This window comes from Mucilaginibacter aureus (assembly GCF_053514885.1).
The window spans coordinates 2,749,392-2,775,909 of sequence record NZ_CP170601.1 but is presented as its reverse complement, the minus strand read 5'-3'; the positions used below and the strand labels follow the sequence as shown (position 1 = coordinate 2,775,909).

Annotated in this window: 19 protein-coding genes; 10 read left to right on the top strand and 9 right to left on the bottom strand. The window is 44.6% G+C overall.

Annotated features, from left to right (window positions below; all coding sequences use genetic code 11):
- The first annotated feature begins 1 nt into the window (after position 1).
- The gene (gene bcp, locus ACFGVR_RS11875; protein WP_448697289.1) at positions 2-463 is read left to right on the top strand and encodes a thioredoxin-dependent thiol peroxidase; all 462 of its coding nucleotides are present in this window, start codon (positions 2-4) and stop codon (positions 461-463) included.
- Between the two features lie 89 nt (positions 464-552).
- Here the strand turns inward: bcp and ACFGVR_RS11870 are convergent, their stop codons facing one another.
- Positions 553-969 (bottom strand): EamA family transporter, encoded by a 417-nt coding sequence (locus ACFGVR_RS11870; protein WP_448697288.1) that lies wholly within the window; start codon positions 967-969, stop codon positions 553-555.
- Between the two features lie 324 nt (positions 970-1,293).
- On the opposite strand from ACFGVR_RS11870, the gene ACFGVR_RS11865 reads away from it, so the two are divergent.
- The 6 genes from ACFGVR_RS11865 (at position 1,294) to ACFGVR_RS11840 (ending at position 7,991) form a co-directional block, all read left to right on the top strand.
- Positions 1,294-1,848 (top strand): RNA polymerase sigma factor, encoded by a 555-nt coding sequence (locus ACFGVR_RS11865; protein ID WP_448697286.1) that lies wholly within the window; start codon positions 1,294-1,296, stop codon positions 1,846-1,848.
- 45 nt (positions 1,849-1,893) lie between these two features.
- Positions 1,894-2,793, top strand: a complete 900-nt coding sequence (locus tag ACFGVR_RS11860) for a hypothetical protein (RefSeq protein WP_448697284.1) — start codon at positions 1,894-1,896, stop codon at positions 2,791-2,793.
- A 3-nt stretch (positions 2,794-2,796) separates the two neighbouring features.
- Entirely contained in the window at positions 2,797-3,306 is a 510-nt protein-coding gene (locus ACFGVR_RS11855) for a hypothetical protein (protein ID WP_448697282.1), read from the top strand.
- A gap of 64 nt (positions 3,307-3,370) precedes the next feature.
- A complete protein-coding gene (locus ACFGVR_RS11850) occupies positions 3,371-4,561 on the top strand; it encodes an aspartate aminotransferase family protein (protein WP_448697280.1) in 1,191 nt (396 codons plus the stop codon).
- 150 nt (positions 4,562-4,711) lie between these two features.
- Positions 4,712-6,988, top strand: a complete 2,277-nt coding sequence (locus tag ACFGVR_RS11845) for a glycosyltransferase (protein WP_448697278.1) — start codon at positions 4,712-4,714, stop codon at positions 6,986-6,988.
- Position 6,989: 1 nt separating this feature from the next.
- Complete coding sequence (locus ACFGVR_RS11840) at positions 6,990-7,991, top strand: glycosyltransferase family 4 protein (RefSeq protein WP_448697277.1); 1,002 nt, start codon at positions 6,990-6,992, stop codon at positions 7,989-7,991.
- Between the two features lie 97 nt (positions 7,992-8,088).
- Here the strand turns inward: ACFGVR_RS11840 and ACFGVR_RS11835 are convergent, their stop codons facing one another.
- Both ACFGVR_RS11835 and ACFGVR_RS11830 read right to left on the bottom strand, forming a co-directional pair.
- Positions 8,089-8,301, bottom strand: coding sequence for a hypothetical protein (locus tag ACFGVR_RS11835; protein WP_448697275.1), 213 nt, complete (start codon positions 8,299-8,301; stop codon positions 8,089-8,091).
- A 204-nt stretch (positions 8,302-8,505) separates the two neighbouring features.
- Positions 8,506-8,727, bottom strand: a complete 222-nt coding sequence (locus tag ACFGVR_RS11830; RefSeq protein ID WP_448697273.1) for a hypothetical protein — start codon at positions 8,725-8,727, stop codon at positions 8,506-8,508.
- A gap of 122 nt (positions 8,728-8,849) precedes the next feature.
- On the opposite strand from ACFGVR_RS11830, the gene ACFGVR_RS11825 reads away from it, so the two are divergent.
- The gene (locus ACFGVR_RS11825; protein WP_448697272.1) at positions 8,850-10,187 is read left to right on the top strand and encodes a MutS-related protein; all 1,338 of its coding nucleotides are present in this window, start codon (positions 8,850-8,852) and stop codon (positions 10,185-10,187) included.
- Positions 10,188-10,428: 241 nt separating this feature from the next.
- On the opposite strand, the gene ACFGVR_RS11820 is transcribed toward ACFGVR_RS11825, so the two are convergent.
- The 6 genes from ACFGVR_RS11820 to ACFGVR_RS11795 form a co-directional block, all read right to left on the bottom strand.
- On the bottom strand, positions 10,429-11,892 hold the full coding sequence (locus tag ACFGVR_RS11820) for a glycoside hydrolase family 130 protein (protein ID WP_448697270.1): 1,464 nt from the start codon (positions 11,890-11,892) through the stop codon (positions 10,429-10,431).
- A 147-nt stretch (positions 11,893-12,039) separates the two neighbouring features.
- Positions 12,040-12,960, bottom strand: a complete 921-nt coding sequence (locus tag ACFGVR_RS11815; protein ID WP_448697268.1) for a DUF58 domain-containing protein — start codon at positions 12,958-12,960, stop codon at positions 12,040-12,042.
- Positions 12,961-13,467: 507 nt separating this feature from the next.
- On the bottom strand, positions 13,468-13,788 hold the full coding sequence (gene trxA / locus ACFGVR_RS11810; RefSeq protein ID WP_448697266.1) for a thioredoxin: 321 nt from the start codon (positions 13,786-13,788) through the stop codon (positions 13,468-13,470).
- Between the two features lie 405 nt (positions 13,789-14,193).
- Positions 14,194-17,781: a DNA polymerase III subunit alpha gene (gene dnaE / locus ACFGVR_RS11805; RefSeq protein WP_448697265.1), complete on the bottom strand. Its 3,588-nt coding sequence runs from the start codon at positions 17,779-17,781 to the stop codon at positions 14,194-14,196.
- 365 nt (positions 17,782-18,146) lie between these two features.
- Entirely contained in the window at positions 18,147-18,623 is a 477-nt protein-coding gene (locus ACFGVR_RS11800; RefSeq protein WP_448697263.1) for a VOC family protein, read from the bottom strand.
- Between the two features lie 69 nt (positions 18,624-18,692).
- A complete protein-coding gene (locus tag ACFGVR_RS11795; RefSeq protein ID WP_448697262.1) occupies positions 18,693-18,884 on the bottom strand; it encodes a KOW motif-containing protein in 192 nt (63 codons plus the stop codon).
- A 185-nt stretch (positions 18,885-19,069) separates the two neighbouring features.
- Here ACFGVR_RS11795 and ACFGVR_RS11790 point away from each other — a divergent pair, with 185 nt between their 5' ends.
- The gene (locus tag ACFGVR_RS11790) at positions 19,070-24,163 is read left to right on the top strand and encodes a translocation/assembly module TamB domain-containing protein (RefSeq protein ID WP_448703025.1); all 5,094 of its coding nucleotides are present in this window, start codon (positions 19,070-19,072) and stop codon (positions 24,161-24,163) included.
- 3 nt (positions 24,164-24,166) lie between these two features.
- Positions 24,167-26,467, top strand: a complete 2,301-nt coding sequence (gene tamL / locus ACFGVR_RS11785) for a translocation and assembly module lipoprotein TamL (protein ID WP_448703024.1) — start codon at positions 24,167-24,169, stop codon at positions 26,465-26,467.
- Positions 26,468-26,518: the final 51 nt, after the last annotated feature.

Here is a 26,518-nt window from a genome sequence, read left to right as displayed (position 1 = left end):
TATGGCAATATTAAAAGAAGGCGATATAGCCCCCGATTTTACTGCGAAAGACCAGAATGGTAACGATGTAACCTTATCAAGCTTTAAAGGCAAAAACGTTATCCTGTACTTTTACCCTAAGGATGATACACCGGGCTGTACTTTAGAGGCCTGCAGTTTCAGGGATAATTACCAAAGCCTAGTGGGCCAGGGTTTTGAAGTGATCGGCGTAAGCACCGATGATGAAAAATCGCACAAAAAGTTTGAAAAGAAATTTAACCTGCCTTTTACCCTGATTGCCGATAACGACAAAAAGATTGTGGAAGAATACGGCGTTTGGGTTGAAAAAAGCATGTACGGCAAAACGTATATGGGCACTGCACGCACCACTTTTTTGATCAATGCACAGGGCATTATTAAAAACATTATCACCAAAGTTGATAACCAGAATGCTACGCAGCAGGTTTTGGATTTGCTTGGATGATATTGTTATTAGGTTATTGAGTTACTGTGTTATTGGTTAAACGCTTCAACTTAATAACTTATTAACTCAATAATCCAATAACTAAACAACTACTTCAATATCAAAACAAACGTGCCGCCAATAATAAGCAGTGCGCCTATAGCCGATTTTAGAGTTATTTGTTCGCCTAAAAAAACGGCGGCCAGTAATATGGCCAGGGCAACGCTTAGCTTATCGATCGGTGCTACCTGCTCTACCTTGCCCAATTGCAGTGCACGGAAATAAAACAGCCACGATAAGCCGGTAGCCAGGCCCGACAAGACGAGGAATGTCCAGTTTTGTTTGGTAAGCGATGAGATAGTGTGAGCACTGCCTTTAAAAAAAACGATAGACCAGGCGAGCACAATAATGACGACGGTACGAATGGCAGTCGCCAGGTCGGAATCGACACCTTTGATACCTATTTTGGCAAATATGGCAACAAGAGCCGCGAAGAAAGCTGAAAGTAAAGCGTAGATCCACCACATAGTTTAATGATTGAATGACTGAATGATTGAATGATTGAATTGTAAAGTTGTATTTAGTTTCTGATTATATCCTGAAGTTTTTTGCGTTAGCGATTGCAGCGGATACCGGCCCGCGGTTAAGGCCCGAAGGCGTATGAGCGGAAAGCGCGGGCCGAAGGCAACGCCCAAATTATCTTACACGCCAACATTTTTCATTTTCCTGTACATTCAACACACCAAATTACAATCCTACCCGTTTTAACACCACAAAAAAACAACATTTACATATTTGTGTTTTAAAATAGCTAAATTTACCCATTATCAATAACTCATTAATGCTTATACATGTCTAACCAGGTTGATGATGCAGAATTGCTGCAGATGTTCCAGGACGAAAAAACACGGAACCAGGCATTTAACCTGCTGCTGAAAAAATATCAGCAAAAAATATACTGGCACATACGGCGCATGGTGATAGATCATGATGATGCCGATGATTTGGCGCAGGATGTATTTGTGAAAATATGGAAAAGTTTGCCAGGCTTTCGCAGCGATGCGCAACTTTATACCTGGATGTACCGTATTGCCACCAACGAGTGCATTACGTTTCTTAATCGTAAAAAGTTAAAAAACAACATCCCGCTTGATGATGTATCGCACGAGTTGTCGGAATCGTTAACGGATTCGAGCTATTTTGACGGCGACAAGGCGCAGATGAAATTGCAAAAAGCTTTGCTTACCTTACCAGAGAAACAAAAACTGGTTTTTAACATGAAATACTACGACGAAATGAAATATGAGGAGATGTCGGAAGTGTTGGGAACCAGCGTTGGAGCGTTAAAATCGTCGTTTCACCTGGCGGTTAAAAAAATAGAAGCCTATTTATTGTCAGAAGATTAATTGTCAATTAAACCTTTGCTTAAAAAATGTATCTATAAATAGATAATGAAAGACGAAAAGGAAAATATGGAGTGGATAAACGAATATCAGGCGTTGAAGCTGGTTAACCCGGCTAACCCGTTTGCTGTTCCGGTTAACTATTTCGATGAAATGGAGGGGCAGGTTATGGGCCAAATTCGTCTGGATGAACTTGATACAAAGCAAGGTTTTACGGTTCCTGAAAATTATTTTAATGAGCTGGAACAGCATATTCAAAGCCGTATTGCTATTGATGAGGTTTTAAATAACGAAAAAGGTTTTACCGTTCCGGAAGGTTATTTTAGTGAGTTGGAGCAAAACATACAAAGCCGTATTGCCATTGATGAAGTTTTGAGCAACGAAAAAGGCTTTACCGTACCAACTGATTACTTTAACGAGCTGGAGCAAAACATACAAAACCGCATTGCTATTGACGAATTTATAAACAGCGAACAAAGCTTTACAGTACCCGAAGGCTATTTTAACGAGCTTGAGCAAAATATACAAAGCCGCATAGCCATTGCGCAAAATGCCGAGGAAGGTTTTGCTGTGCCTGCAGGTTATTTTGAAGCCTTAGAAAGTAAAATTTTAGCGCAAACCACTTTAGCGCAGCCCGAAAAAGCTGCTGTTAAAAAACAGCCGGCAACAATTGTGAGCATGTGGAGCAAACATGCCATCAAATACGCTTCGGCAGCTTGTTTTGCGATGATAGCGGGTGCTGCTCTGTTTTTGAGCGAGTTTAATACAACCAACGCCAATGCATCGCACCAGCACACCTATCTGCATAAAGCAGTAGCAAAAATGTCGAGCGATGAAATTGAGGCTTATTTGGAATTAAATACAGATGTTACTACCATTGTAACAGGCAGTGATACTGACAACGATGATTTGCAGGCAGTAATTAATGCAGAACAGGCGATTAATTAAGAAATGAGATACTTTTTAAGTATATTGATGATATTAACGATGGTTGCAGGTGTTAACCAGGCAAAGCCCTTGTTTGGTGACGGACACCTGAAACAGGATCGCCCGGTGCAAAGAAAACCGCCTAACAAGGATAAAACTGCGGGACATCCAAAAATCGAAAAAATTGTAGACAGGCTTGCACGGACAAAAATGGCCCGGTCGGCTTATATTACCCGCCAGCTGGACCTTACACCCGCCCAAAACGAAAAATTTTGGCCTGTTTTTAACCAGTATCAGGACGAATTATTTGCTGCACAAGCCGAACGCCGTTTGAATAACCTGAATCCATCGGCAAACAGTACGGATAAATTTGCTATTGACCGTAAGATATTAGACATCAGATCGCATTACAACACCGAGTTTTTAAAAATATTGCCTCCCGATAAGGTAAACATGATCTACAAAAGCGAGGAGCAATTTCGTGATGAAATGCTTAAGCAATACCGTGACAGGAAAGAAGAAGCTAACAATTGATTGATCTGTTTTTTAATAACAAAGGCTTTCGGTAATAACCGGAAGCCTTTGTTATTTTTGCAGCATGTTAAACTTACGCCAGCTATTTTTAAATCATAACGCACAAACCACCCGCTTCCCGCTTTTGCTTGAGTTTGAAAGCGCAAAAGGGGTATATCTTTATGATCGGGATGGCAAACCATATCTCGACCTGATATCGGGTATTGGCGTAAGCAACCTGGGGCACTCGCACCCGCGCATTGTTGATGCGGTGAAACAACAAGCCGAAAAATATATGCACCTGATGGTTTACGGTGAATATGTGCAGGCTCCGCAGGTTAAGTTTGCCGAAAAACTGGCTTCGGTACTGCCACAGCAATTACAGGCCACTTATTTTGTAAACTCGGGAGCCGAAGCTGTTGAGGGCGCTTTAAAATTAGCCAAGCGTTATACGGGTCGCAGCGAAATCATTGCCTGCAAAAACTCGTATCATGGCAGCACGCAGGGTGCTTTAAGCGTAATGGGTAACGAGGAATATAAACAAGCCTACCGCCCTTTATTGCCCGGTGTAAAGTTTATTGATTTTAACGACCCGGCGTGTTTTGAACAGATAACCACACAAACCGCTTGTGTAATTATAGAGACCTTACAAGGCGAAGCAGGTGTACGCGTACCTGATGCAACTTATCTGCAAGCTTTACGAAAACACTGTACCGAAACAGGCACCTTGTTGATACTGGATGAGATACAGGTTGCCTTTGGCCGTACGGGCAAGCTGTTCGCATTTGAGCATTTTGGCATAGTACCCGATATTTTATTGCTGGCCAAAGCGTTGGGCGGCGGCATGCCTATCGGTGCGTTTGTATCATCAAATCAGATCATGTCCGCGTTAAGCGAAAACCCGATACTGGGCCATATTACCACTTTTGGCGGTCACCCCGTATGCTGCGCAGCGGGTTTGGCAGCTTTGGAAACTTTGTTGGAAGAACAGCTTATTGAACAGGTTGCCGCCAGGGAAGCTTTATTTAGGAAGTTACTTGTACACCCGGCTATCCGCGAAATACGCGGGAAAGGATTGCTGCTTGCCGCCGAACTGGAAAGCTTTGACCTGAATAAAAAGGTGATAGACCGTTGTATTGAAAACGGCATTATAGTCGACTGGTTTTTACATTGCAGCAACTCCATGCGCATTGCCCCGCCGCTGGTAATTACCGAACAGGAGATTACACGCGCCTGCGAAATTATTACCGAAGCCCTGACTTACTATACGGCTTAAAATCAACACTTTTAACCCCTGCTTAATGTAATGTAATTGAAATAATACATTACTATGGCATAAAAACGCCCCATTTTATAGCCTATAATAAACAAAAAGGCCTGTTTTAGTGTTATGTCGATACACTAACTTAAAAAAACAGATCATAAAATGCGTATTGCCTATATATCAACTTATCCTCCACGCGAATGCGGAATAGCCACGTTTAATCAAAACCTGGTGAATGCCGTTAATGCCAACTACCCGGAAAGAAAATCGCCGTTACAAAGCGGCTTTGTGGTGGCATTGAATGATTCGGAAGATATTAATGAATATAAATACCCCGAAGAAGTGAAGTTTGTGGTACGTCAGGATCATCAAAAAGACTATATCAGGGCTGCAAATTATATCAATACCAGTAATATCGACGTTTGCATTTTAGAGCACGAGTTTGGTATTTTCGGCGGCGAAAGCGGGATCTATATTTTACCGCTCATTAACCGTTTACAAAAGCCCCTGATATCCATACTCCACACCGTACTTAAAGACCCCAGCTTTGTACAAAAGATCATCATCCGCGAAATAGCGGAACAATCGTCAAAAGTAATTGTAATGAGTCAGCGGGCGCTGGATTTTTTAACTGAAATTTATGATATACCGGCCGACAAAGTTCAGATCATAGAGCATGGTGTACCCGACCTTGAAGCGCAGGAAGATAACCCCATCAAAAAGCTGCCTGTATTTAGAAACAACAGGGTATTATTTACCTTTGGGTTGATCAGCCGGAACAAGGGATTGGAAACCATGATCAGGGCGCTGCCTAAAATTGTGGAGCAACACCCCGATGTGATGTACGTGGTTTTAGGTAACACACATCCGGGCGTGATCAAAAACAACGGCGAGGAGTATCGCGATGGTTTAAAACGGCTTGCGGCACAACTGGGCGTTAGTAATCATCTTACCTTTATCAATAAATTTGTGAGCGAGGAGGAGTTGTTTGACTACCTAACCGCTGCCGAAATTTATGTAACTCCATACCTTAACGAAGCGCAAATAACCAGCGGAACGTTATCGTACGCGGTGGGCGCGGGTGCAGCAATTGTATCTACGCCTTACTGGCACGCTACCGAGTTGCTGGCCGAAAACCGCGGGCGCTTATTTGATTTTAAAAATGATGAGCAATTGGCGCAACATGTTAACGAGCTGTTAAGTAACAATGATACACTTGCTGAAATGCGGGCGAACGCGTACCAATACGGCCTGCACCTGCGCTGGCCAAAAACCGGCGCCGAATACATTAAGGCCGCACAGGATGCCTGCAACCAGCATGATTTTAGGGATAAAATACTAAAAAGCAGTATCGTTGACCCTGAAATAATGCCTAAGTTTAGTTTATCGCATGTTTTACGGCTTACTGATGATACAGGTATTGTACAGCATGCCAAATACGGCATCCCTAATTTAAAAGAAGGCTACTGCCTGGATGATAATGCCCGGGCGCTGATCATGGCGCTAATGGCTTACCAGCGTAACAAAAGCCAGGAGGCACTGGGGTTGTTGCCCATCTACCTGAGCTATATCCATTATATGCAGACGGAAGACGGTAATTTCCGTAACTTTTTAAGCTTTAGCCGGCAGTACCTGGACGAAGTGGGATCGGAGGATTCATTTGGCCGTACGATCTGGTCGTTAGGGTACCTGATCAATTGCGCGGTCAACAATTCGTACCGGGAGTTCGCGGTCGAGATCTTTCATAAAGCCACTCAACAATTTAAAAACCTGCACCATTTGCGTGGGATAGCTAATACCCTAATCGGCATCGCACTTTATCTGAAAGTCTTTCCGCAGGATGAAGGCATGCTGCGCGAATTAACCGACCTGACCAAACCGTTGGTTGACGCCTACGAAAAGAACCGCGGCGACGATTGGTTTTGGTTTGAAGAAAAAATGACCTATGACAATGCCATTTTGCCTTTGGCGTTAATGCATTCGTGCGAACTGACGGGTGATGAAAGGGCTAAAGAGATCGCATTAGAATCGATGGAGTTTTTGGATAAAACTACACTATCCAAGGGTTACCTGATCCCTATAGGGAATGAGGGCTGGTATCAGCGCGGTGGCGAAGTACCGTTGTATGATCAGCAGGCTATTGAAACCATGGCGATGGTGCTGATGAACTTTCAGGCGTACCAGATATGGCACGAGCCCGAATATGTAGAAAAAATGTTTTTGTGCTATATGTGGTTTTTGGGCGAAAACACGCTGCGTGCACCACTTTACGACCATGAAACCAAGGGCTGCTGCGATGGCTTGCTGCCTACCGGTATTAACCGTAACCAGGGGGCCGAAAGTACATTGGCGTACCTGATATCGCACCTTACAGTATTAAAAGCTTTTGAGCTGGAATACGAATATCACAAATACGGTTATACTATAGAACTGTGTTAGCATGAAGATCGCTGTGTTATCGCCGGTAGCCTGGCGCACCCCGCCGCGGCATTACGGGCCGTGGGAGCAAATAGCATCGAACATTGCCGAGGGCATGGTTGCTTTAGGTGAGGATGTAACGCTTTTTGCGACGGGGGACTCGATCACAGCGGGTACGCTACAGTCCATCTGTAAAACCGGCTACGAGGAGGACCGCAGCCAGGATGCCAAGGTTTTGGAATGCCTGCACATTAGTAACCTGATGGAGCGGGCCGGTGAGTTTGATATTATCCATAACAACTTTGATTTTTTACCCCTCACCTATTCGCGGCTGATCAACACGCCGATGATCACGACCATACATGGTTTTTCATCGCAAAAGATAGTACCGGTTTATAAAAAGTACAACGATACCTCGCACTATGTATCCATCAGTAATGCCGACCGCAGTCCTGAGCTTGACTATTTAGCTACGGTATATAACGGTTTGGATATTAGCCATTTTGAATTTAACGAAACACCCGATGATTACCTGCTGTATTTTGGCCGCATCCATCCCGACAAGGGTACTGCCGAAGCGGTTGAAATTGCCATCAAAAGTAAAAAACGCCTGATTATAGCGGGTATAAGGCAGGACGAGCATTACTTTAAGGAAAAGGTTGAACCGCGACTGAACGAGCAAATCCAGTTCATTGGCGAAGCCGGGCCCGAAAAACGGAACGAACTTTTAGGTAAGGCCCTTGCCCTGCTGCACCCCATCAGTTTTAACGAGCCTTTCGGGATGAGCGTTGCCGAAGCCATGCTTTGCGGTACACCTGTTATTGCGTTTAACAAAGGCTCGATGCCGGAGCTGATCAGCGATAAGCAAACCGGCTTTTTGGTTGTTACCGTTGACGAGGCTGTTAATGCAGTAGCTGAGTTAGACTCGGTTAAACGTGCGGATTGCCGTGAATGGGCAAAAGGTAAATTTAGCAAACAGAAGATGGTGAATGACTATTGGGAATTGTATCAGAAAATCGTTTAGCTTCGATTGTAGTTGAAAACTACAGTCATAATGATCCGAAGTCAGGAGACTTCGAATAGCAAGGACTTCGAATAGCAAAGATCGTTTCTCAGCCCTGTTAAGATATAGCGGCATCTTTAGAATAAAACGGAACACCCTTGACTGTAATATCAAACCCGACGTTTGACGGATTTACAAAAGCCTTAAAATTTGGAACTGTTAGATAATGCCCTGTAGCCTCGCGAACAGAGAGCTGTGATTTTTGCTCAACGTTTCCGTTACTGATTAAGAAAAGGACGGGGCTATTCCAGGTTTTTTTGGTTGTTTCCATTGGTAGTGATAAAAGGTTGACTCTAATATAAAACGGATAAGCGGCAAAAACAAATTTTAAACTTTCTGTATCTGCTTCAAAATCAATCGAATATACATTTCAAAAGTTAATGAGTGCAGCCGAAAGACATACATCATAACCCGAAATCGGTGGCTTTGAATAGTAAAGGGTTATAGTTGAAAAAATAACTAGTAAAGTATCCTATTAGGATACCGCATCGCTCTTGGCATGCACCGGCACACCATTGAATGTAATAGTAATTCCTGCGGTGCCTATCTTATTCATGAAATTTTTAAAATTCGGGCCCGTTCCAGATGAATAATGCCCCGTACCCTCACGAACTGCATGTTGCGATTTATGTTGAATGCTTGAGGTATCAATTAAGATAAGATCAGGTCTGCTCCAGGTTTTTCTGTTTGTTTCCATTTAGTGATAAAATTCGGGGCTAAAATAATCGGGCAAACTGAAAAAGTCAAATTTTTTGAAGATGTTGCGGGGCAAGTTTTTTATTTATTTCTATCTTCATTTGAATAAATCCATATGCCCTAATGAAATTTGAGTGTGATGAGCAAACGCATAATGATCTGGCCATTTTTAGAAGCGGGCAAAATGACGATTGCATATTCGCCCTTTTTAACAAAACCATTACCTATGGCGGTGGGTACAAGCTCAAAGAGATTTTTGATAACCCTTTAACCGATAAAGAACAACTCAAAGAACGCGTTGCCGCGATCAAATACCTGCAGCTAAACACTATCGACCTTAAAATAGAAAAAGGGCCGTGCGATTTTATTGAATTCTATCTTCAGCAAAAAAATAAGCCTACGTCGGTATCAAAAATACGGGCGGTTGAAAAATGGCTGCGTTATCGCCTTAAAGGCGACAGCGATTATTATATTATTGAAAGCGGCATAAAGTACGCGTTGGAGCTATTGGTTATGCTTCGCGGTTTTACCGCAGCCTATCCTATTGAAACCTTACCTGCCTTATTGCAAAATTTTCACAGGCAAATTGATGAGGTTTTAACCGACAATGATTTTGTATTTCTGAACAATATAGACCCTAAAAAACCGGGGGCCGTAGCTATCGCGCAAGCTGATCATTTGTTCAGGTACAAAGGTTTTGACAAGCTTAAACGGTTATTAGACATTGTTTACCAGTTTGATGTTTATCTGAGTATAGCAACCACCGGTTTGAGTTTAGGTTTTGCATTGCCTGTGATAAGCGACAATGACGATAGCCTGATTATTGATGGTATGTTTCATCCGCTGATCAAAAACCCTGTATCCAACCGTGCCGCGTTTAACCCCGGCCAGAATATTTGCTTTATAACAGGCACTAATATGGCCGGTAAATCAAGTTATTTAAAAAGCATTGGCATTTGCATTTACCTGTCGCAGCTTGGTTTCCCGGTACCGGCGACGCGTATGCAAACCCCTGTTTTTAACGGACTGATCACAACCATAAACCTGCCCGATAATTTAAGCCAGGGCAACAGCCATTTTTATAACGAGGTACTTCGCGTTAAGCATGTGGCACAAAAAATAGCTGCGCTGCCTAAGTTGTTTGTGATATTTGACGAACTGTTTCGGGGGACCAATGTAAAGGATGCTCATGATGCCTCGCTGTCTATCATCCGCTCTTTTGCACAGATCAAAAACAGTTATTTTGTAGTATCTACGCACATTGTTGAAGTGGCCAGGGAGTTATCAGGCATAGAAAATATCAATTTTAAGTTTATGGAAACCCTTTTTGATAATGGCTCGCCAAGCTTTAGCTATCAATTAAAAACCGGTATTACCGAAGAACGCCTGGGCATGTGGATCGTTAAAAACGAGGGTATACTGGACATTATTGCCGATATCATTAAAAATCAGGAAGCCTGAAAGGTACTTGTCTTCACAGATTACAAGTCATCCCACACTCAACCATTCACACAAGACTTTCGCTATTGGGCTCACAAATCACAAGTCATCCCCACTCAACCACTCACACAAGACTTGCGCTATTTGGGGCCCTTGTCTTCACAAATCACAAGTCACCCCCACTCAACCACTCACACAAGACTTGCGCTATTTGGGGTTCTCGTCGCTGCGCTCGCCCGAAATAACATTTTTTTTAACTCATCTATATTTCGTTCTTCAGCTTATTGAGCAGATCATTCAGATCGACTACGGCGAATGAGGATGAATAGTCGGACAGGCCATAGGGCACAATGAGTTTATTGTTGTGGATGATAGCCCCGCAGGAGTAAACCACGTTAGGTACATAGCCTTCGCGCTCATCTTTATTGGGTATCAGCAAAGGCTCGTTCAGGCGGCCGATGATGACCGACGGATCATCCAATTGCAGTAGGCTCACCCCGATTACATAGCGGCGCATAGGGCCAACACCGTGGGTGATCATCAGCCAGCCGTGTTCGGTTTCGATAGGCGAGCCGCAATTACCGATCTGTACAAACTCCCACGGAAATTTGGGTTCCTGCAAACGGATGGGTTTTTCCCAGATGTTGATCTTATCGGAATACATGATGTAATTGTTCCAGCCATCGATACGCGACATCATCACATATTTACCGTTGATCTTACGCGGAAAGAGCGCCAGGTTTTTATTTTGTGCGCCTGCGCCGTACAGCGGCATTACTTTAAAATCGTAAAAATCGGTGGTGTGGAGCAGTTTGGGCATAATCATGGCACCGTCGTAAGCGGTATAGGTGGCGTAATAGGCGTAAGTGCCATCATCATCTACAAATTTTACAAAGCGGGCATCCTCAATACCTTTACGTTCGAACTCAGAGATCGGGAAGATCACCCTGTCGGAAATATCGGTATCCAGTGAAAAGACGATCTCGTAATAAGAATCGGCAAGCCAGAGCATTTTATCGTACTCGAGCTTCTTCATGTCATTCATCTCGAGCTTTTGCGACTCGAGGATGATGCGGCGTAAGTGCGAATATTCGAAGGTTTCCTCAAGCTGGCCCTCAATTTCTTTTAACGCCGAGATATTGATCTGGGTAATGGCAGCCTTTTCGAAAAACAGCTTTTTATTGTACGTGGCATTACGGATGATCTCGGCCTCGTCAATATAGTTACCTGCGCCTATTACCTCGATATTGTTGTTTTTATCGATGAGCGCGCGCCGGAACGCAATGGACGAGATGTGCCCCTCGCCTACAGCCCTGAAGCTGATAATCATTCGTTTTTCGCCTTCTTCAAGGTCGCTTTGATCGGGATCTTCGATGATGGACGGGTTAAAGAACGCCGCCGACTCGATAGAATATTCGTGTGTAAAGTACGAGCCGATAAGCAGCTTGCGATAAGTGCTCAGCTCTTCTTCGTTAATGTTGAGCTCCTTAAAAAGCACGTTGAGCTTTGCACAATGGCGCTGCAGCAGGCGGGTAATATTACGGTGCCGCTTGGAGTATTCCTGCAAAATAGGCGAAATGATATCGAAAACCTGATCTTCATTTAAGCCCATTACTTTGCCTAATACTTCTTTGGCGCGGATCTCGCCATTATAAAAAAAGCGGGCGATAACCCGTTTTGAATCAGGGTATACTTTTACTGTTTTGCGCTCGATGGATAATCTCATATGCTGTATCTGCAGTTACAATTTGTTTAGTAACAAAAAGTGAGGTGAATTGATTGTGAAAAGTTGAAATAAATGAAGGAAGGAGTGGCCGGCGCGTCGTGGTTCGACAAGCTCACCATGACAGGCCACCTCACCGCTCTTGTTGGTCTACATCATCTTATTCCGTTTAACCAGGTAGGCTTTGAGCACCTGGTCGAAACCGTTGTGAATGTTGGCATCGATCAGATCAATGTGGTATTGGGCACATTTGAGCTGTAACTGGTTGCGCCAGGTATGGAGTGAACTGAGGTAACTTGCCTTGATCTCGTTGGGGTGCACACGCAGTTCTTCGCCGCTTTCGAGGTCGACAAAGTGGTACGGGCGGTTATCGAAATCAAACTTCAATTCTTTTTTATGATCGGTGACGTTAAAGATCACGATCTCGTGCTTATTATGCTTGAGGTGTTGCAGCGCGGCAAACAGGGCATCGCTTTTTTGCTCGTCCATGCCATTCTCCAGCATATCGCTAAATAAAATGATCATAGAGCGCTGGTGGATATCTTCGGCAATGTGATGCAGCACACCGGCAATATCGGTTTGGCTGTTGGCTTTGGGATGTTCGTACATCCGCTCCAGCTCGGCAAACAAGTAGTATAAATGTGTTGAGGTTGAGCGGGCGCGGCTTAGCCAGTCCACCTTATCCGAAAACAGGCCCAAACCAAACGCGTCGCGCTGGCGCTTAAACAGGTACATTAATGACGCAATGGCATATACCGAAAACTGCAGTTTGCTCATCCCTTTTTCCGGGTAGTTCATGGAGGATGAAGTATCTAAAAGCAGGTAACTGCGCAGGTTGGTTTCTTCTTCAAACTGTTTGACAAACATTTTATCGGTACGGGCCAGCAGTTTCCAATCGATATTTTTTACCGATTCGCCATTGTTGTACAGCCGGTGCTCGGCAAACTCGACCGAAAAACCGTGGAAGGGGCTTTGGTGCAGGCCGGTAATAAAGCCTTCAACAACCTGGCGGGCCAAAAGCTCGAGGTTGCCTAATTGCTGGATTTCGCGGTTGGTGGTGAGTTGCGGCATAAAACGAATTTAGGAGTTTTTGCGGATTAACAGGGGGGTATTTGTGGGTATTTTCAATTAGGTTTTTCAAAATTTGATTATAGAAAGATGCAGCAATCTCAAACAAGCAAAGCAGCTCTGTAAGTCGGGGATTGCTTCGTCCCTCGCAATGACGCGCGGAGATGGAGTGGTGGGTATTTGTCGGTATTTTTCAATTTGTATAAAATCGATTTTTATTCACATAACTATTGCTCGCTCAACCTTAAATATACAAAAAATAACGCATGTTTCCAACAAAAAAGCGCTCCGGTTGCTGCCGAAACGCTTTGATATATCTAATAGATTTTTTTGGGCGTTTCCCTGCGGGCCGCGCTCTACGCTCATACTGCACCGGCCTTAGCCACAGGGCCGGTATCCGCTGCGATCGCTAACGCGGGGTTGGGGGAAATAAAAAAGCGCTCCGGTTATACCGAAACGCTTTAATTATTTTATTTATCGCCTTGCGCTATGCGCCAAACGCTTTGCTTTTTATGCCAATTGCTTATCCAACTTACCGGCTAAAACCGATTTTGGAACGGCGCCGATCTGTTTGTCGACAATTTCGCCATTTTTAAAGTATAATAAAGCCGGGATGTTACGGATACCATATTTAACTGATATAGCCGGGTTATTATCTACATTTACTTTACCTACAACGGCAGTGTCGGCATATTCTTTTGCTATTTCTTCTACTACCGGGCCAACCATACGACAAGGGCCACACCACTCAGCCCAAAAGTCGATCAATACTGGTTTATCTGATTTTAATACTAACTCTTCAAAGTTTGCATCGGTGATTTCTAATGCCATGATATTCCTTGTTTTAAATTTTAAGTGAACAAATATATACTAATCAAATTGCTTGCCGCAAATAGTTTATGACAAAGTGACATTATATAGACCGGGCAAACCGTTTATTGTTTTAGCGTGATAAATATAAAGGGTTTTTGATTGGCCGAAGCAAGGTGTGAATAATTAGTTGGTGTGTGAGTAACTGGAGGATTCAGATTTTTTTATTTCGGATTTCGAATGTTCAATTTCGAATTTGCCTCCATCTTTGAATTGTTTGCGAATGATGGTGAAGCAATTACGGACTTGCATAACCGCTCTGTATAGCATGAGATTGCCACGTCATCGCTGTTTTCAACGCGCTCTTCCTCGCAATGACACGGTGGAATAAATTCGAAATTAAACATTCGAAATTCGAAATCATTTCTACGCCAGCACTGGTTGCTCTTTGGTGAGCATTTTGATCTCTTCCATCAGATCGTCGCTGGGGTTTACTTTGAAGGATTTGGATGGCATATCCACCAGGATCGATTCGTCACGGTCGCGGACCTTGAAACGCAGGGTACAATTTTTTACCGGGTATTTTTCGTTGTTTACGTTTACTGCCTGCTGCAGGTTGTTGAGCAGGTCGGTATTAAGGTCGTTAAGGTTCAGTATCACTGTTAACGACTTGGTGAATTTATCACGCATTTCGGATAGCAGGCTCATGGCGGTTATCCGCATATCCCAGTTACCTACCTGGCGAAACTTTTCTTCTATATTGCCCTTGAGATGTAGAAAGTTACCATCAAACAGCAGGTTACGGAACTTGATATAGTCATCCCCGAAAAGGGCAAACTCGTAACTGTCAAAGTAATCTTCCAAAACAAAGGTGCCGAAGGGCTTACCTGTTTTGGTGGTTTTATGCTGAACGGAAGCCATTAAGCCGCCGATGCTTAATTCGGATGCTGATTTGCGCAGCTGGTTAAAGGCCATTTCGGTTTCTTCGCCGCCTTCTTTGTTCTTCATCTTTTGGATGAGCTTGAGATCGGCAACGGTATGTTTACAGAATTTTTCGAGTTCAACCTTGTAGTTATCCAGCGGGTGGCCGGTGAGGTAGATACCGATCACTTCCTTTTCGTATTTGAGCTTTTCGATCAGCGGAAACTCTTCCGAATCGGGCATAGTTGGCTCGGGTATGTACGAAGCTACCGAACCGCCGAACAATGACGATTGCGAAGTGCTTTGCGTATTCTGATAATCGTTGGAGTATTTGATGAGCCGTTCGATACCGCTTAAAATACCATTTTCGGTTTTAGCAAAAAACTGGGCGCGTTTTAAATTAAAACTATCAAAGGCTCCGCTGTATACCAGGTTTTCGTACGATTTACGGTTTACCGCACGGGTGTTTGAGCGCTGGGCAAAATCGTAAACAGATTTGAAAGGACCGTTAGCCTCACGTTCTTCGATGATACTTTCTACGGCTTTTTCGCCCACACCTTTGATCCCCGAAAGGCCAAACCGAATGTTGCCATCGCCGGTAGCGGTAAACAATACCGATGACTCGTTCACATCGGGACCTAAAACCAGGGTGCCCATGCGGCGGCACTCTTCCATAAAGAAAGAGATCTTATCGATACTGTTCTGGTTATTCAATACCGCGGCCATATACTCGGCCGGGTAATGCGCCTTAAGGAAGGCCGTTTGATAGGCCACCAGTGCATAGCAGGTGGAGTGCGATTTATTGAATGCGTATTGGGCGAATGCTTTCCAGTCGGTCCAGATCTTGGTGAGTTTATCTTTGGCATGGCCCTTTGCTGCAGCGCCTTCCATAAACTGGGCCTCCATTTTGTTGAGCACCTCGATCTGCTTTTTACCCATGGCCTTACGCAAAACGTCGGCATCGCCTTTACTAAAGCCTGCCAGTTTTTGTGATAAAAGCATCACCTGCTCCTGGTAAACGGTAATACCGTAGGTTTCGCCCAGGTATTCTTCCATATCGTCCAGATCGTAAGTGATGGGCTCGAGGCCGTGCTTACGTTTGATAAAGTTGGGGATGTACTCGATCGGGCCCGGGCGGTAAAGGGCGTTCATGGCGATCAAATCCTCAAACTTATCTGGTTTAAGATCACGCAGGTACATTTGCATCCCATCGCTTTCAAACTGGAAGGTACCGTTGGTATCGCCGCGCTGGTAAAGCTCATAGGTTTTTTGATCGTCGAGCGCGATGTAATCAATATCTATCTCAACGCCATGATTCTGCTTGATCATCTTCAGGGCGCCTTTAATGATGGTGAGGGTTTTTAATCCCAAGAAGTCCATCTTGATAACACCTGCATCTTCGATCACCCGGCCATCGTACTGGGTAACGAGCAGGTCGGAGTCTTTTGCTACGGCAACGGGTACAATGGTAGTTAGATCGCCGGGGGCAATAATTACACCGGCGGCGTGTACGCCTGTGTTACGTACCGAGCCTTCGAGCTTTTCGGCGGCGCGCAAAACATCGCCACGAAGATCGTTGGCTTTGATAATTTCTTTGAGTTCGGGTACCTGCTCAATGGCATCCCGTAAGGTAATCCCCAAAGTATCGGGCACCAGTTTTTTGAGCGCGTTAACTTCGGATAAGGGCATATCCAGTACCCGGCCCACATCCTGGATACTGGTGCGGGCAGCCATCGAACCGTAGGTAATAATTTGTGCTACCTGGTTTTTGCCATATTTATCCACCACGTAATCGATCACCTTTTGGCGGCCCTCGTCGTCAAAATCGGTATCGATATCGGGCATTGATTTACGATCGGGATTTAAAAACCTTTCGAAAAGCAGGTTGTACTTCATCGGGTCGATATTGGTGATACCTGTACAATAGGCCACCACCGAACCCGCTGCCGAACCACGGCCGGGGCCGATGAACACGCCGATATCGCGGCCGTGCCTGATAAAATCGGCAACAATTAAAAAGTAACCTGCAAAACCCATGGTGCGAATGGTAAAGAGCTCAAACTCTATCCGCTCTTCGGTTTTGGCATCAATATCTTTATAGCGCTCTTTGGCGCCGGTATAGGTTAAATGTTTGAGGTATTCCCACTGGTTAAGCACATCACTTTCGGCCCCGCTGTGGATCTGGAACTCGGGCGGAATGGGGAAATTGGGCAGCATGATATCACGCTTCAGCTTCAATACATCTACCTTATCGACGATCTCGTTGGTATTATCGAGCGTTTCGGGCAGATCGTGAAACAGTTTGCCCATTTCGGCCTGGGTTTTAAAGAAAAACTGATCGTTAGGGAAACCGAAACGGTAACCTTTGCCGCCTTCCTCATCGGTAGCGATGGGCGTGCTTTGCATATCGCCGGTGTTTACGCAAAGCAAAATATCGTGCGCGTTGCTGTCCTGCTGATCCACGTAGTGCGAATCGTTTGAGCAGATCATTTTCACGTTAAACTTTTTGGCGTATTGGGTGAGCTTATTGTTAATGATCTCCTGTTCGGGTATTTCGTGGCGCTGCAGCTCAATGTAATAGTCTTCGCCAAAAATGTCGAGCCACCATTTAAATTCGGCCTCAGCTTCTTCTTCGGTACCTTTTAAGATGGTTTGCGGCACGGATGCACCAATACAGCAGGTGGTAGCGATCAATCCTTTATGGTATTGCAGGATCAGTTCTTTATCAATACGCGGCCATTTGCTGTACAGGCCCTCCATGTAGCCGAGCGAACACAGTTTGATGAGGTTTTTATAGCCTTCGGCATTTTTTGCCAGGAAGAGCTGGTGGCGGCGCACATCCTTTTTCTCTTTAGTGAATTGTTTTTTATGGCGATCATCAACTACGTAAAACTCACAGCCTACAATGGGTTTTACACCGTGTTTGCCTGCTTCGGCCACAAATTTGAACACACCGAACATGTTACCATGATCGGTAATGGCCATTGCCTTCATGCCATCGGCAGCAGCCTTTTTATACAGTTTGGATATATCGGCGGCACCGTCGAGCAATGAAAACTGGGTGTGAACATGTAAGTGCGAAAAATCGGGCATGGCAGCAAAAAAACGGTAAAAATGATGAGTACAAACTTAACCAAAAATCAGCTTAAGCTTTAACGTTGTTGATAACTCGGTTGGTGTGTATGAATGTGAAAATATGCAGATGTGCGAATGTACTATTGCTATCCGAAGTCTCCCGACTTCGGATAATTATGTTTGTAGTTTATAACTACAAACCTGTAGTCAGAGACTACAGGAATAACAATTCGAAGTCAGGAGACTTCGAATAACAGATAACTCTGTGATTTGTGAATGGTTATTGGGTTATTAAGTTATTACCTATTGTGTGATCGATTTTATCTACAAAAAACTTAAAATTCTTAGCATCTTTGCGCCTCTGCGGGAAATGCTGAATGAGTTTATGCTTTATGATAAGCTTCCTCGATATCCTTAATAATGATCTTTTTCATTTTCATCATGGCCTGCATTACTGCCGAGGATTTTTTGGGATCGGGGTCGCTCATCATGCGCATCAAAACTTCGGGCGCTACCTGCCATGAAACACCGAACTTATCTTTCAGCCAGCCGCAGGGGCCTTCTGAGCCGCCATCCGCGATAAGCGCATTCCAATAATGATCGGTTTCTTCCTGTGTTTCGGGTTGAATAGCGAAGGAAATGGTTTCTTTAAATTCGGCCGGCTGGCCCCAGTTCAACGCGGTCATGGTCATGCCAAATATCTCGAAAGTGGCAGTCATTACCGCTCCGGCAGGTATTGGGGTGCCTTCGGGGTACGGATCGATGTTGAGCAGCTTACCGCCAAATACCGATACATAAAAGTTGGCCGCTGCTTCGGCTTCATCTTTGAACAGCAGGAATGGAGTGATCTGTGCGCGCATGATGGTTAATTAAAGTTTATAAATTTTGAGCTGGTTAATAAGTTAAAGCGGGCCACAAATATTATACCGTTAGTTTTCTACCGATACGTTTCGGCCCAGGGTTTTAAACCTGTCGCCGTTGGCCTGCACCACTGTGATGGTTACATGGCCGGTTTTACTGGTATGAATATCTTTAACAATACCCGATTTACCTTTATGCGTGCCGCCGATAACCTTGCAGGCAGCACCGTCTTTTAATTGGTTTACCATGTGAACAGCCATTGGTTTGTGTACGATTTGAACTGCATGACGCTAATTTAAACAAAACCCAGGCAAACGGACAACGTTGTCGGATCTTTTTTGTGTTTCAGTGTGTAGAAAAGCATCTTCATCAAACAAAACACCGCTTAAAGCATTATATATCTGTAAACAGACAATAATAATTATAGGGTAAAAATTTATCGAAATTGGAAAAATTTGGACGCGTCGCTTTAAAAACCTTGTTATGGATAGTAGGGAGTGTGATATTCCTGGTAGTGCTTATCCTGGTTTTAATACAGGTTCCGGCTGTGCAAAATTTTGCAAAGAACAAGGTTGTAGTTTTTTTACAGAATAAGATCCATACCAAAGTACAGATCAACAAGTTAAGTGTTGAGTTCCCCAAACTGGTGGTACTGGAAGGCGTTTATTTTGCCGACCAGAAAGGTGATACCCTTTTAGCGGGCGATAAGCTGAAGGTTGATATTTCGATGTTTAAGTTGTTACATCACAGGGTAGAGATCAACGAGATTGACCTGCAGAATATTACTTCGAACATTAAACGCACCAAGCAAGGGGTATTCAACTTCGATTATATTACCAAAGCCTTTGCAGGCGACCAGAAAAAAGAGCCGCAGCCAACCGATACCACATCGAGCATGAAGTTTTCGGTGGATAAAATAGCCCTCGATAAGATCAACATCCTGTATAAGGATGACCAGAGCGGCAACGATGTGAAATTTATCCTCGGCCACTTTGATACCCGCATTAAGGATTTTGATATGGATAAAATGAAGTTTACCATACCAAAAATTACCTTATCGGGATTTAACGCGCGCATTATCCAAACGCCATCGGGTACGCTGGAAAGCACTAAACCCGATACGGCGGTTAAGCAGATACCGCTTGATCTGAAATTAGGCGTGATCGACCTGTCGAAGATCCATGTGGATTATACGGGCAAGGAAATGAAGACCAATGTTACCCTGGGTAAACTATTGGTGGATGTTAACCAGCTTGATTTTAAAAATCAAAGTGTAAAGATCAACAGCATTCAACTTGATGATACCAAAACTATTTTATCCTTAACCAAACCGCAAACTGTACAAAAAGTTGTTGCGAAAGCCATCCGTAAACTGGATACGATGGTCGCCGCGCCGCAAACCGGCAAACCATGGATATTGGCACTCAATAAAGTGAGCTTTATCCATAACGATGTAAAGTTTGATAACGAAGCCGTAAAGCCGGCGGGCAAAGGCCTCGATTATATGCACATGGATATCCATAATCTGAATATGGATGCAGGTAATTTTACTTATGATGCTAAAGATATTAAAGGAACCATTAACAGCTTTAATTTTAGTGAGAAAAGCGGGTTGAACGTGAAGAAGTTTCATACCGTTTTTATGTATGGCGAAAAGCAATCGTACCTGAATGACCTTTACCTGGAAACACCACAAACCGTTATCCAAAACGGGGTACAGGTGAGCTACCCTTCTATTGCGAGTTTGAGTAATGATATGGGCGCTGTCCATATCAATGCCAACGTGGTGAACAGCCGGATAGGTTTAAAAGACATTTTGCTGATCATGCCGACGATGGCTTCGATGGAGCCTTTTAAAAGCTCGCCGAATGCGGTGTTTAAAATCAACAGCCGGGTGATAGGCAAGCTCAATAATCTATCGATACCAAACCTGGATGTAACCGGGCTGGGCAGTACGCATATCAAAGCATCGGGTATAGTGCGGGGTTTGCCGGATATGAACAAGGCTTACTTTGATATTAAGATCAATGATTTTAATACCAGTAAAGCTGATATCGTGAAGTTAGTTCCGGCGGGTACGATACCAGCAAACATTAGCTTGCCTGCTACCCTGAATGTGCGCGGAACGTTTAAAGGCGGCATGAAAGCCTTTAGCACCAACCTGAATTTACGATCGAGCGATGGTGCGGTTGATGTAATTGCGTCGGTAGATATGAGGAAAGGTATGAAAGCCATGAGCTATACCGCCGATATTAAAGCCAATAACCTGAATGTGGGCAAACTGGCCGGGCAACAGCAAAACGTGGGTTTGGTAACAATGAATGCTAAGGTAAAAGGATCGGGTATTGACCCAAAAACAGCTAATATTACCTTTAGCGGCGATATTGTGAAAGCTAACATTAAGGGCTACACCTATCAGAATTTAGTGATGAGCGGAACTGCCCGTGGCGGAGCCATCGACGCCAAGGCACGGATGAAGGACCCGAATATCAACTTCGCGCTTGACGCCAGGGCTAACATGAGCAAAAAATACCCATCAATTGATGCCACGCTGAACCTGGATAGCGTTGACCTGCAAAAGCTGAACTTTTCGAAAACACCGATGCGGTTTCACGGCAAGCTGGTGGCGCATTTGCCGACCGCCGACCCGGATTACCTGAACGGCAGCATAGACCTGACCGATATACTGGTGGTTAACGGTACGCAGCGGATACAAATGGACAGCATTAACGTGATAGCAACGGCAAACAGCGACAGCAGTACGCTGAGGTTAAAATCGCAGATGATAAAGGCGCGCCTGGCCGGTAAATACAAATTGACCGAAATTGGCACAGCGCTACAGGCCGAAATAAACAAGTACTTTGCAATAGGCAAGCCTGCAACAGTAAAATACAGCCCGGAACGGTTTACGTTTACAGCATCGGTAACCAAAACGCCGCTGTTAAAGCAATTTATGCCCGACCTGAAACAGCTTGAGCCGATTACCCTGAACGGCAGCTTTGACAGCGAGCAGGGTAAGCTGGTGGTAAATGGTAATATGCCTAAAGTGGTTTACGGTACCAACATCATCAGCAATACTAAATTAGCCATCAATACCAACAACAATGCCTTAAATTACAGTGTTACCACCGATGAGATCAAGGCATCGCAAATAGACCTGCTGAATACCAGCATCAGCGGAAGCGCGCAAAACAATAAACTGGGCATAACCTTACTGGTGCGCGATATCAATAAAAAAGAACGTTACCGCATGGCGGGCACATTTACGGCTTTAAATGATGCCTATCAATTTAGTTTTTTGCCAACGGGACTGCTGCTCAATTACATGCCGTGGGCAGTTAGCGCAAATAATTCGCTGCAGTTTGGCGGGGCAGGTATTTTGGCCCGGGACTTTACCATCAGCAATGCGGGGCAATCGTTAAGCATCAATACATCGCCGCCTGAGGCAAACGGCCCGCTCAATATTGATTTTAAAAACTTTAAGATAGAAACCCTGACCCAGCTGGCACAGCAAAAAGGTTTATTGGTTGGCGGTACCATTAACGGTAACGCGCAGGTTAAAAACCTGGATAAAACAGCCGAATTTACATCCAACATTAATATAACCGATTTTAACTTTAAAGGCGATACCCTTGGCAATGTGGCTATTAAAGTAAACAACCAGCAGCCTGGTGCGCTTGCTGCCAATGTGGCCATTACCGGTAAGGGCAACCAGGTAAACCTGGATGGTTTTTATTATACCGATAAGAGCAGTTTTGATATGAACCTGAACATTGTTAACCTGAATTTGAAAAGCATAGAGGGCTTTACCTTTGGTAACATGAGGCAGGCAAGCGGCGCGGTAACCGGCCAGTTAAAGGTAACCGGTACAGCCAGTGCGCCGGTCATCCGCGGGGATATCACTTTCAATAAAGCGGCGTTCAATATCGCGAAGATCAACTCGTATTATAAAGCGACCAATGAGAAGATCACCTTTAACGATGACGGCATTATGTTCAACCATTTTACGCTGATCGACTCGGCGGGGAACAAGGCTGTTGTTACCGGAACCGTTTACACGAAAAATTATTCGGACTTTAAATTCGGGCTGGATGTGAACACCAAAAATTTCAGGGTGTTTAACGCCATACCTGCCGAAAATAAACTGTATTACGGGCAGATATACCTGGACAGCCAGATACAGATACGCGGCGATATGAACGAACCTATTGTTGATGCCACGCTAAAAATAAACGACAAAACGCGCTTAACGATTGTACTGCCGCAAACCGACCCGAGTGTTGAAGACCGGCAGGGCGTGGTGGAGTTTGTGAATAAGAAATCGCCCAGGGTAGACTCGCTGATGAAAGGGCAACTGGACTCATTGCGTAAATCGAGCTTTAAAGGGATGGATGTATCGGCTAATATCGTCATTGATAAAAACGCCGAGTTTATTATCATAGTTGACGAACGCAACGGGGATGTTATACACCTGAAAGGCGATGCGCAACTGAATGGCGGTATTGACCCCAGCGGCAAAACCAACCTGACCGGAACCTATACGGTGAACCAGGGATCGTACGACCTGTCGTACGCTACATTTAACCGCCGGTTTTTGCTGAAACCCGGCAGCACGGTAACCTGGCAGGGCGACCCGACCAGTGCTACGCTAAACATAACAGCTATTTATGTAGCGAAAGTGGCACCAATAGACCTGGTGAGCAACCAGCTATCGGGCGAAACCGAGCAAACCATGTATAAGGAAAAGCTGCCCTTTAACGTGGACCTGCATCTTACCGATCAATTAATGAAACCTACCATAGGTTTTGACATTGTGTTACCCGACAGCACCTACAACGTAAGCAGCGAGGTGGTGAACACGGTTAATAGTAAGCTTGACCAGTTGCGGCTGGATCCCAACGAAATGAACAAGCAGGTATTTGCGGTGTTATTGCTTAACCATTTTATTGGCCAAAACCCTTTTCAGAGCCAGGGGGGCGGCGATGGTTTTAATGGTGCTCTCCGCAACAGCGTAAGTTCGCTGCTATCGGACCAGTTGAACAACCTGGCGGGAAATCTAATACAAGGGGTTGATGTGAACTTTGCACTGCAATCGGGCACGGATTATTCGAGCGGTACGGCAACCAACCGCACGGACCTGAACGTGGGCCTATCGAAACGGTTTTTGAACGACCGGCTTACGGTTAGCGTGGGCAATAATTTTAACCTGGAAGGGCAACAAGCAGGCGAGCAGGCTAATAACATAGCAGGCGACGTTTCGGTTGGATATAAACTGACCCAGGACGGCCGTTACCAGATACGTGCCTACCGAAAGGACCAGTTTATAGTGGTACAGGGACAGGTTGTTGAAACCGGCGTGGGCTTTTCGCTCACAGTTGATTACAACCGGTTTAGCCAGATATTTAGCGGCAAAACCAAAAAAGAAAAAGAAATGCTGAAAAAGCAAAAGGAAGAGGATAAGGCCAATAAAGACAAAGACAAAGCCCTGAAGGATAAACAAACAACATCAAAAACACCTGCAACTACTACAGCAAACTAACCTATGATTAAGCGTTTATTATATCTTTTTACCCTGGCTTTATTTATAAGCGCCTGCAGTAATACCAAGTACTTACCTGCCAACGAGAAATTGTATACCGGTGCAGAAGTAAAAATTAAAAGTGATAAAAACACCACCAAAAGCGAACGTAAAGCCCTGACCACCGAGCTTGCCGACCTTACCCGGCCCAAACCCAATGCTACTATTTTGGGGCTGAGGGTTAAACTGTATTTGTATAACATTAGCAAGGGTAAAAAGAATTTTTTATCGCGCTTTATTAATAAACGCGGCGAGCCGCCGGTGCTGTGGAGCTCGGTTGATATTGATAAGAACGCTACTATTTTACAAAGCCAGCTGCAAAACGAAAGTTATTTTTTGGCACAGGTTAACAGCGACAGCCTGGTAAAGAAAAACCGCACTGCCAAGGCTATTTACAATATACAAACCGGCCCGGCTTATAAAATTAACAGCGTGCACTTCCCAACCGATACGGGTAGTTTGGATACGGCTGTTGCCGGAACGGCCAGGCAATCGTTATTAAAGGTTGGGGATAAATATAACCTGGCCAACATTAAAAACGAACGCTTGCGCATTGATGCCCGCCTAAAGGAAGAAGGCTTTTATTTTTTTGCCCCCGATAATATTCTGGTACAGGTTGACAGCATTAATGCCGGCAAAAATATGGTGAACGAATATGTGACCATTAAGCAGGAAACGAATGATAAGGCCTGGGATATTTACACCATCAAGAACACTTACATCTATCCAAAATATTCGCTGCGTGATACGGCTGTTAAGCTGGACTCGGCAAAGGTGTATGATGATTATTATGTTATAGACCCCGCGAACACCATACACCCTTACGTTTTCAGAAACGTGATATCGTTCCATCCGGGTGAACCGTATAACCACAGCGACCATAACCAGGCCCTGAGCCGTTTTATTGACCTGGGCCCGTATAAGTTTGTAAAAAACAGGTTTGAAGAGGTAAACGACCCGGGATCGCCAAAGCTGAATGCCTTTTATTATTTAACGCCTTACCGTAAAAAATCACTCCGGTTTGAAATTTTGGCGCGTACCACTTCGGCTAACTACAATGGCACACAGGCTTCTGTAACCTGGCGCAACCGCAACGTTTTTAAAGGCGCCGAACTGCTCACCGTATCCGTTTTAGGGAGCACCGATGTACAGGTATCGGGCCAGAACAGTGGCTTTAATGTTTACCAGGTGGGGTTTCAAACCAGTTTATCATGGCCAAGGTTTATTACGCCTATGCGCGTAAACTCAAACAGCGATTTTTTACCGCACAGTACACTACAGTTTGCTTATGATGTGACCAACAGGACGCAGTTATATTTTCTCAACTCGTTCCGTACGCAGTTTGGATACCAGTGGAAGCAAACCGACCAGATACAACACGACCTGGAATTGATGAGCATCTCTTATGTAAACGCGCGCGATGTATCGCAGTTATACCTGGATAGTATCAAGCATACTCAAAACCCATCGTTAAAGCATGTGATCGATGATCAGCTAACCTTTGGGCCAACTTACAGCTACACCCGAACCAATACCATACTCAATTACAAGCAGAACACTTACTATTTTAACGGCAAGGTAAGTTTATCGGCCAACCTGCTGGGTATATTAAGCGGTGCGGATACCCTTGCGGGGAAGGTTAAAACCATATTTAACACGCCTTACAACCAATATGTAAAGCTGGAAAGCGAATACCGGTTTTACCATAAGATAAACAAAACCGACCAGTTTGCCGCACGTTTTTTTGCGGGGGCCGGTTTTACTTACGGTAACTCCACCATTATGCCCTATAGCCAGCAGTTTTTTATTGGCGGTTCAAACAGCCTGCGTGGTTTCAGGGCACGATCTGTTGGGCCGGGTAGCTACTACCCCGACCAGACCATAACCGGCGCGAGCGGTTTTTTGCCTGATGAATCGGGCGATATTAAACTGGAAATGAACCTTGAATACCGGCCCAAACTGTTTAGCATTGTATATGGCGCGGTGTTTGCCGATGCGGGTAACGTTTGGAACCTGCGCTCGCATGCGGGTTTGGACGGGGGGGCGTTCGGCAAAAAATTTTTAAGCCAGGTAGCTGCCGACGCGGGCCTGGGATTACGTTTTGACCTGACCGTGCTGGTTTTACGTACCGACCTGGGTTTCCCGATCCGGAAACCGTGGCTGCCCGAGGGCCAGCGTTGGGTAATTAACGAGGTTAACCCTTTTGACGGTAACTGGCGCAGCCAGAATTTGGTGTTTAACCTGGCGATAGGGTATCCTTTTTAGTTATTGGTTATTGGTTATTGGTTATTGGTTATTGGTTATTGGTTATTGGTT

Excerpts from the sequence above, each read along its gene's own strand:
- bcp (WP_448697289.1), top strand. The coding sequence starts at position 2 with ATGGCAATATTAAAAGAAGGCGATATAGCCCCCGATTTTACTGCGAAA.
- ACFGVR_RS11870 (WP_448697288.1), bottom strand. The coding sequence starts at position 969 with ATGTGGTGGATCTACGCTTTACTTTCAGCTTTCTTCGCGGCTCTTGTT.
- ACFGVR_RS11865 (WP_448697286.1), top strand. The coding sequence starts at position 1,294 with ATGTCTAACCAGGTTGATGATGCAGAATTGCTGCAGATGTTCCAGGAC.
- ACFGVR_RS11860 (WP_448697284.1), top strand. The coding sequence starts at position 1,894 with ATGAAAGACGAAAAGGAAAATATGGAGTGGATAAACGAATATCAGGCG.
- ACFGVR_RS11855 (WP_448697282.1), top strand. The coding sequence starts at position 2,797 with ATGAGATACTTTTTAAGTATATTGATGATATTAACGATGGTTGCAGGT.
- ACFGVR_RS11850 (WP_448697280.1), top strand. The coding sequence starts at position 3,371 with ATGTTAAACTTACGCCAGCTATTTTTAAATCATAACGCACAAACCACC.
- ACFGVR_RS11845 (WP_448697278.1), top strand. The coding sequence starts at position 4,712 with ATGCGTATTGCCTATATATCAACTTATCCTCCACGCGAATGCGGAATA.
- ACFGVR_RS11840 (WP_448697277.1), top strand. The coding sequence starts at position 6,990 with ATGAAGATCGCTGTGTTATCGCCGGTAGCCTGGCGCACCCCGCCGCGG.
- ACFGVR_RS11835 (WP_448697275.1), bottom strand. The coding sequence starts at position 8,301 with ATGGAAACAACCAAAAAAACCTGGAATAGCCCCGTCCTTTTCTTAATC.
- ACFGVR_RS11830 (WP_448697273.1), bottom strand. The coding sequence starts at position 8,727 with ATGGAAACAAACAGAAAAACCTGGAGCAGACCTGATCTTATCTTAATT.
- ACFGVR_RS11825 (WP_448697272.1), top strand. The coding sequence starts at position 8,850 with ATGAAATTTGAGTGTGATGAGCAAACGCATAATGATCTGGCCATTTTT.
- ACFGVR_RS11820 (WP_448697270.1), bottom strand. The coding sequence starts at position 11,892 with ATGAGATTATCCATCGAGCGCAAAACAGTAAAAGTATACCCTGATTCA.
- ACFGVR_RS11815 (WP_448697268.1), bottom strand. The coding sequence starts at position 12,960 with ATGCCGCAACTCACCACCAACCGCGAAATCCAGCAATTAGGCAACCTC.
- trxA (WP_448697266.1), bottom strand. The coding sequence starts at position 13,788 with ATGGCATTAGAAATCACCGATGCAAACTTTGAAGAGTTAGTATTAAAA.
- dnaE (WP_448697265.1), bottom strand. The coding sequence starts at position 17,781 with ATGCCCGATTTTTCGCACTTACATGTTCACACCCAGTTTTCATTGCTC.
- ACFGVR_RS11800 (WP_448697263.1), bottom strand. The coding sequence starts at position 18,623 with ATGCGCGCACAGATCACTCCATTCCTGCTGTTCAAAGATGAAGCCGAA.
- ACFGVR_RS11795 (WP_448697262.1), bottom strand. The coding sequence starts at position 18,884 with ATGGCTGTTCACATGGTAAACCAATTAAAAGACGGTGCTGCCTGCAAG.
- tamL (WP_448703024.1), top strand. The coding sequence starts at position 24,167 with ATGATTAAGCGTTTATTATATCTTTTTACCCTGGCTTTATTTATAAGC.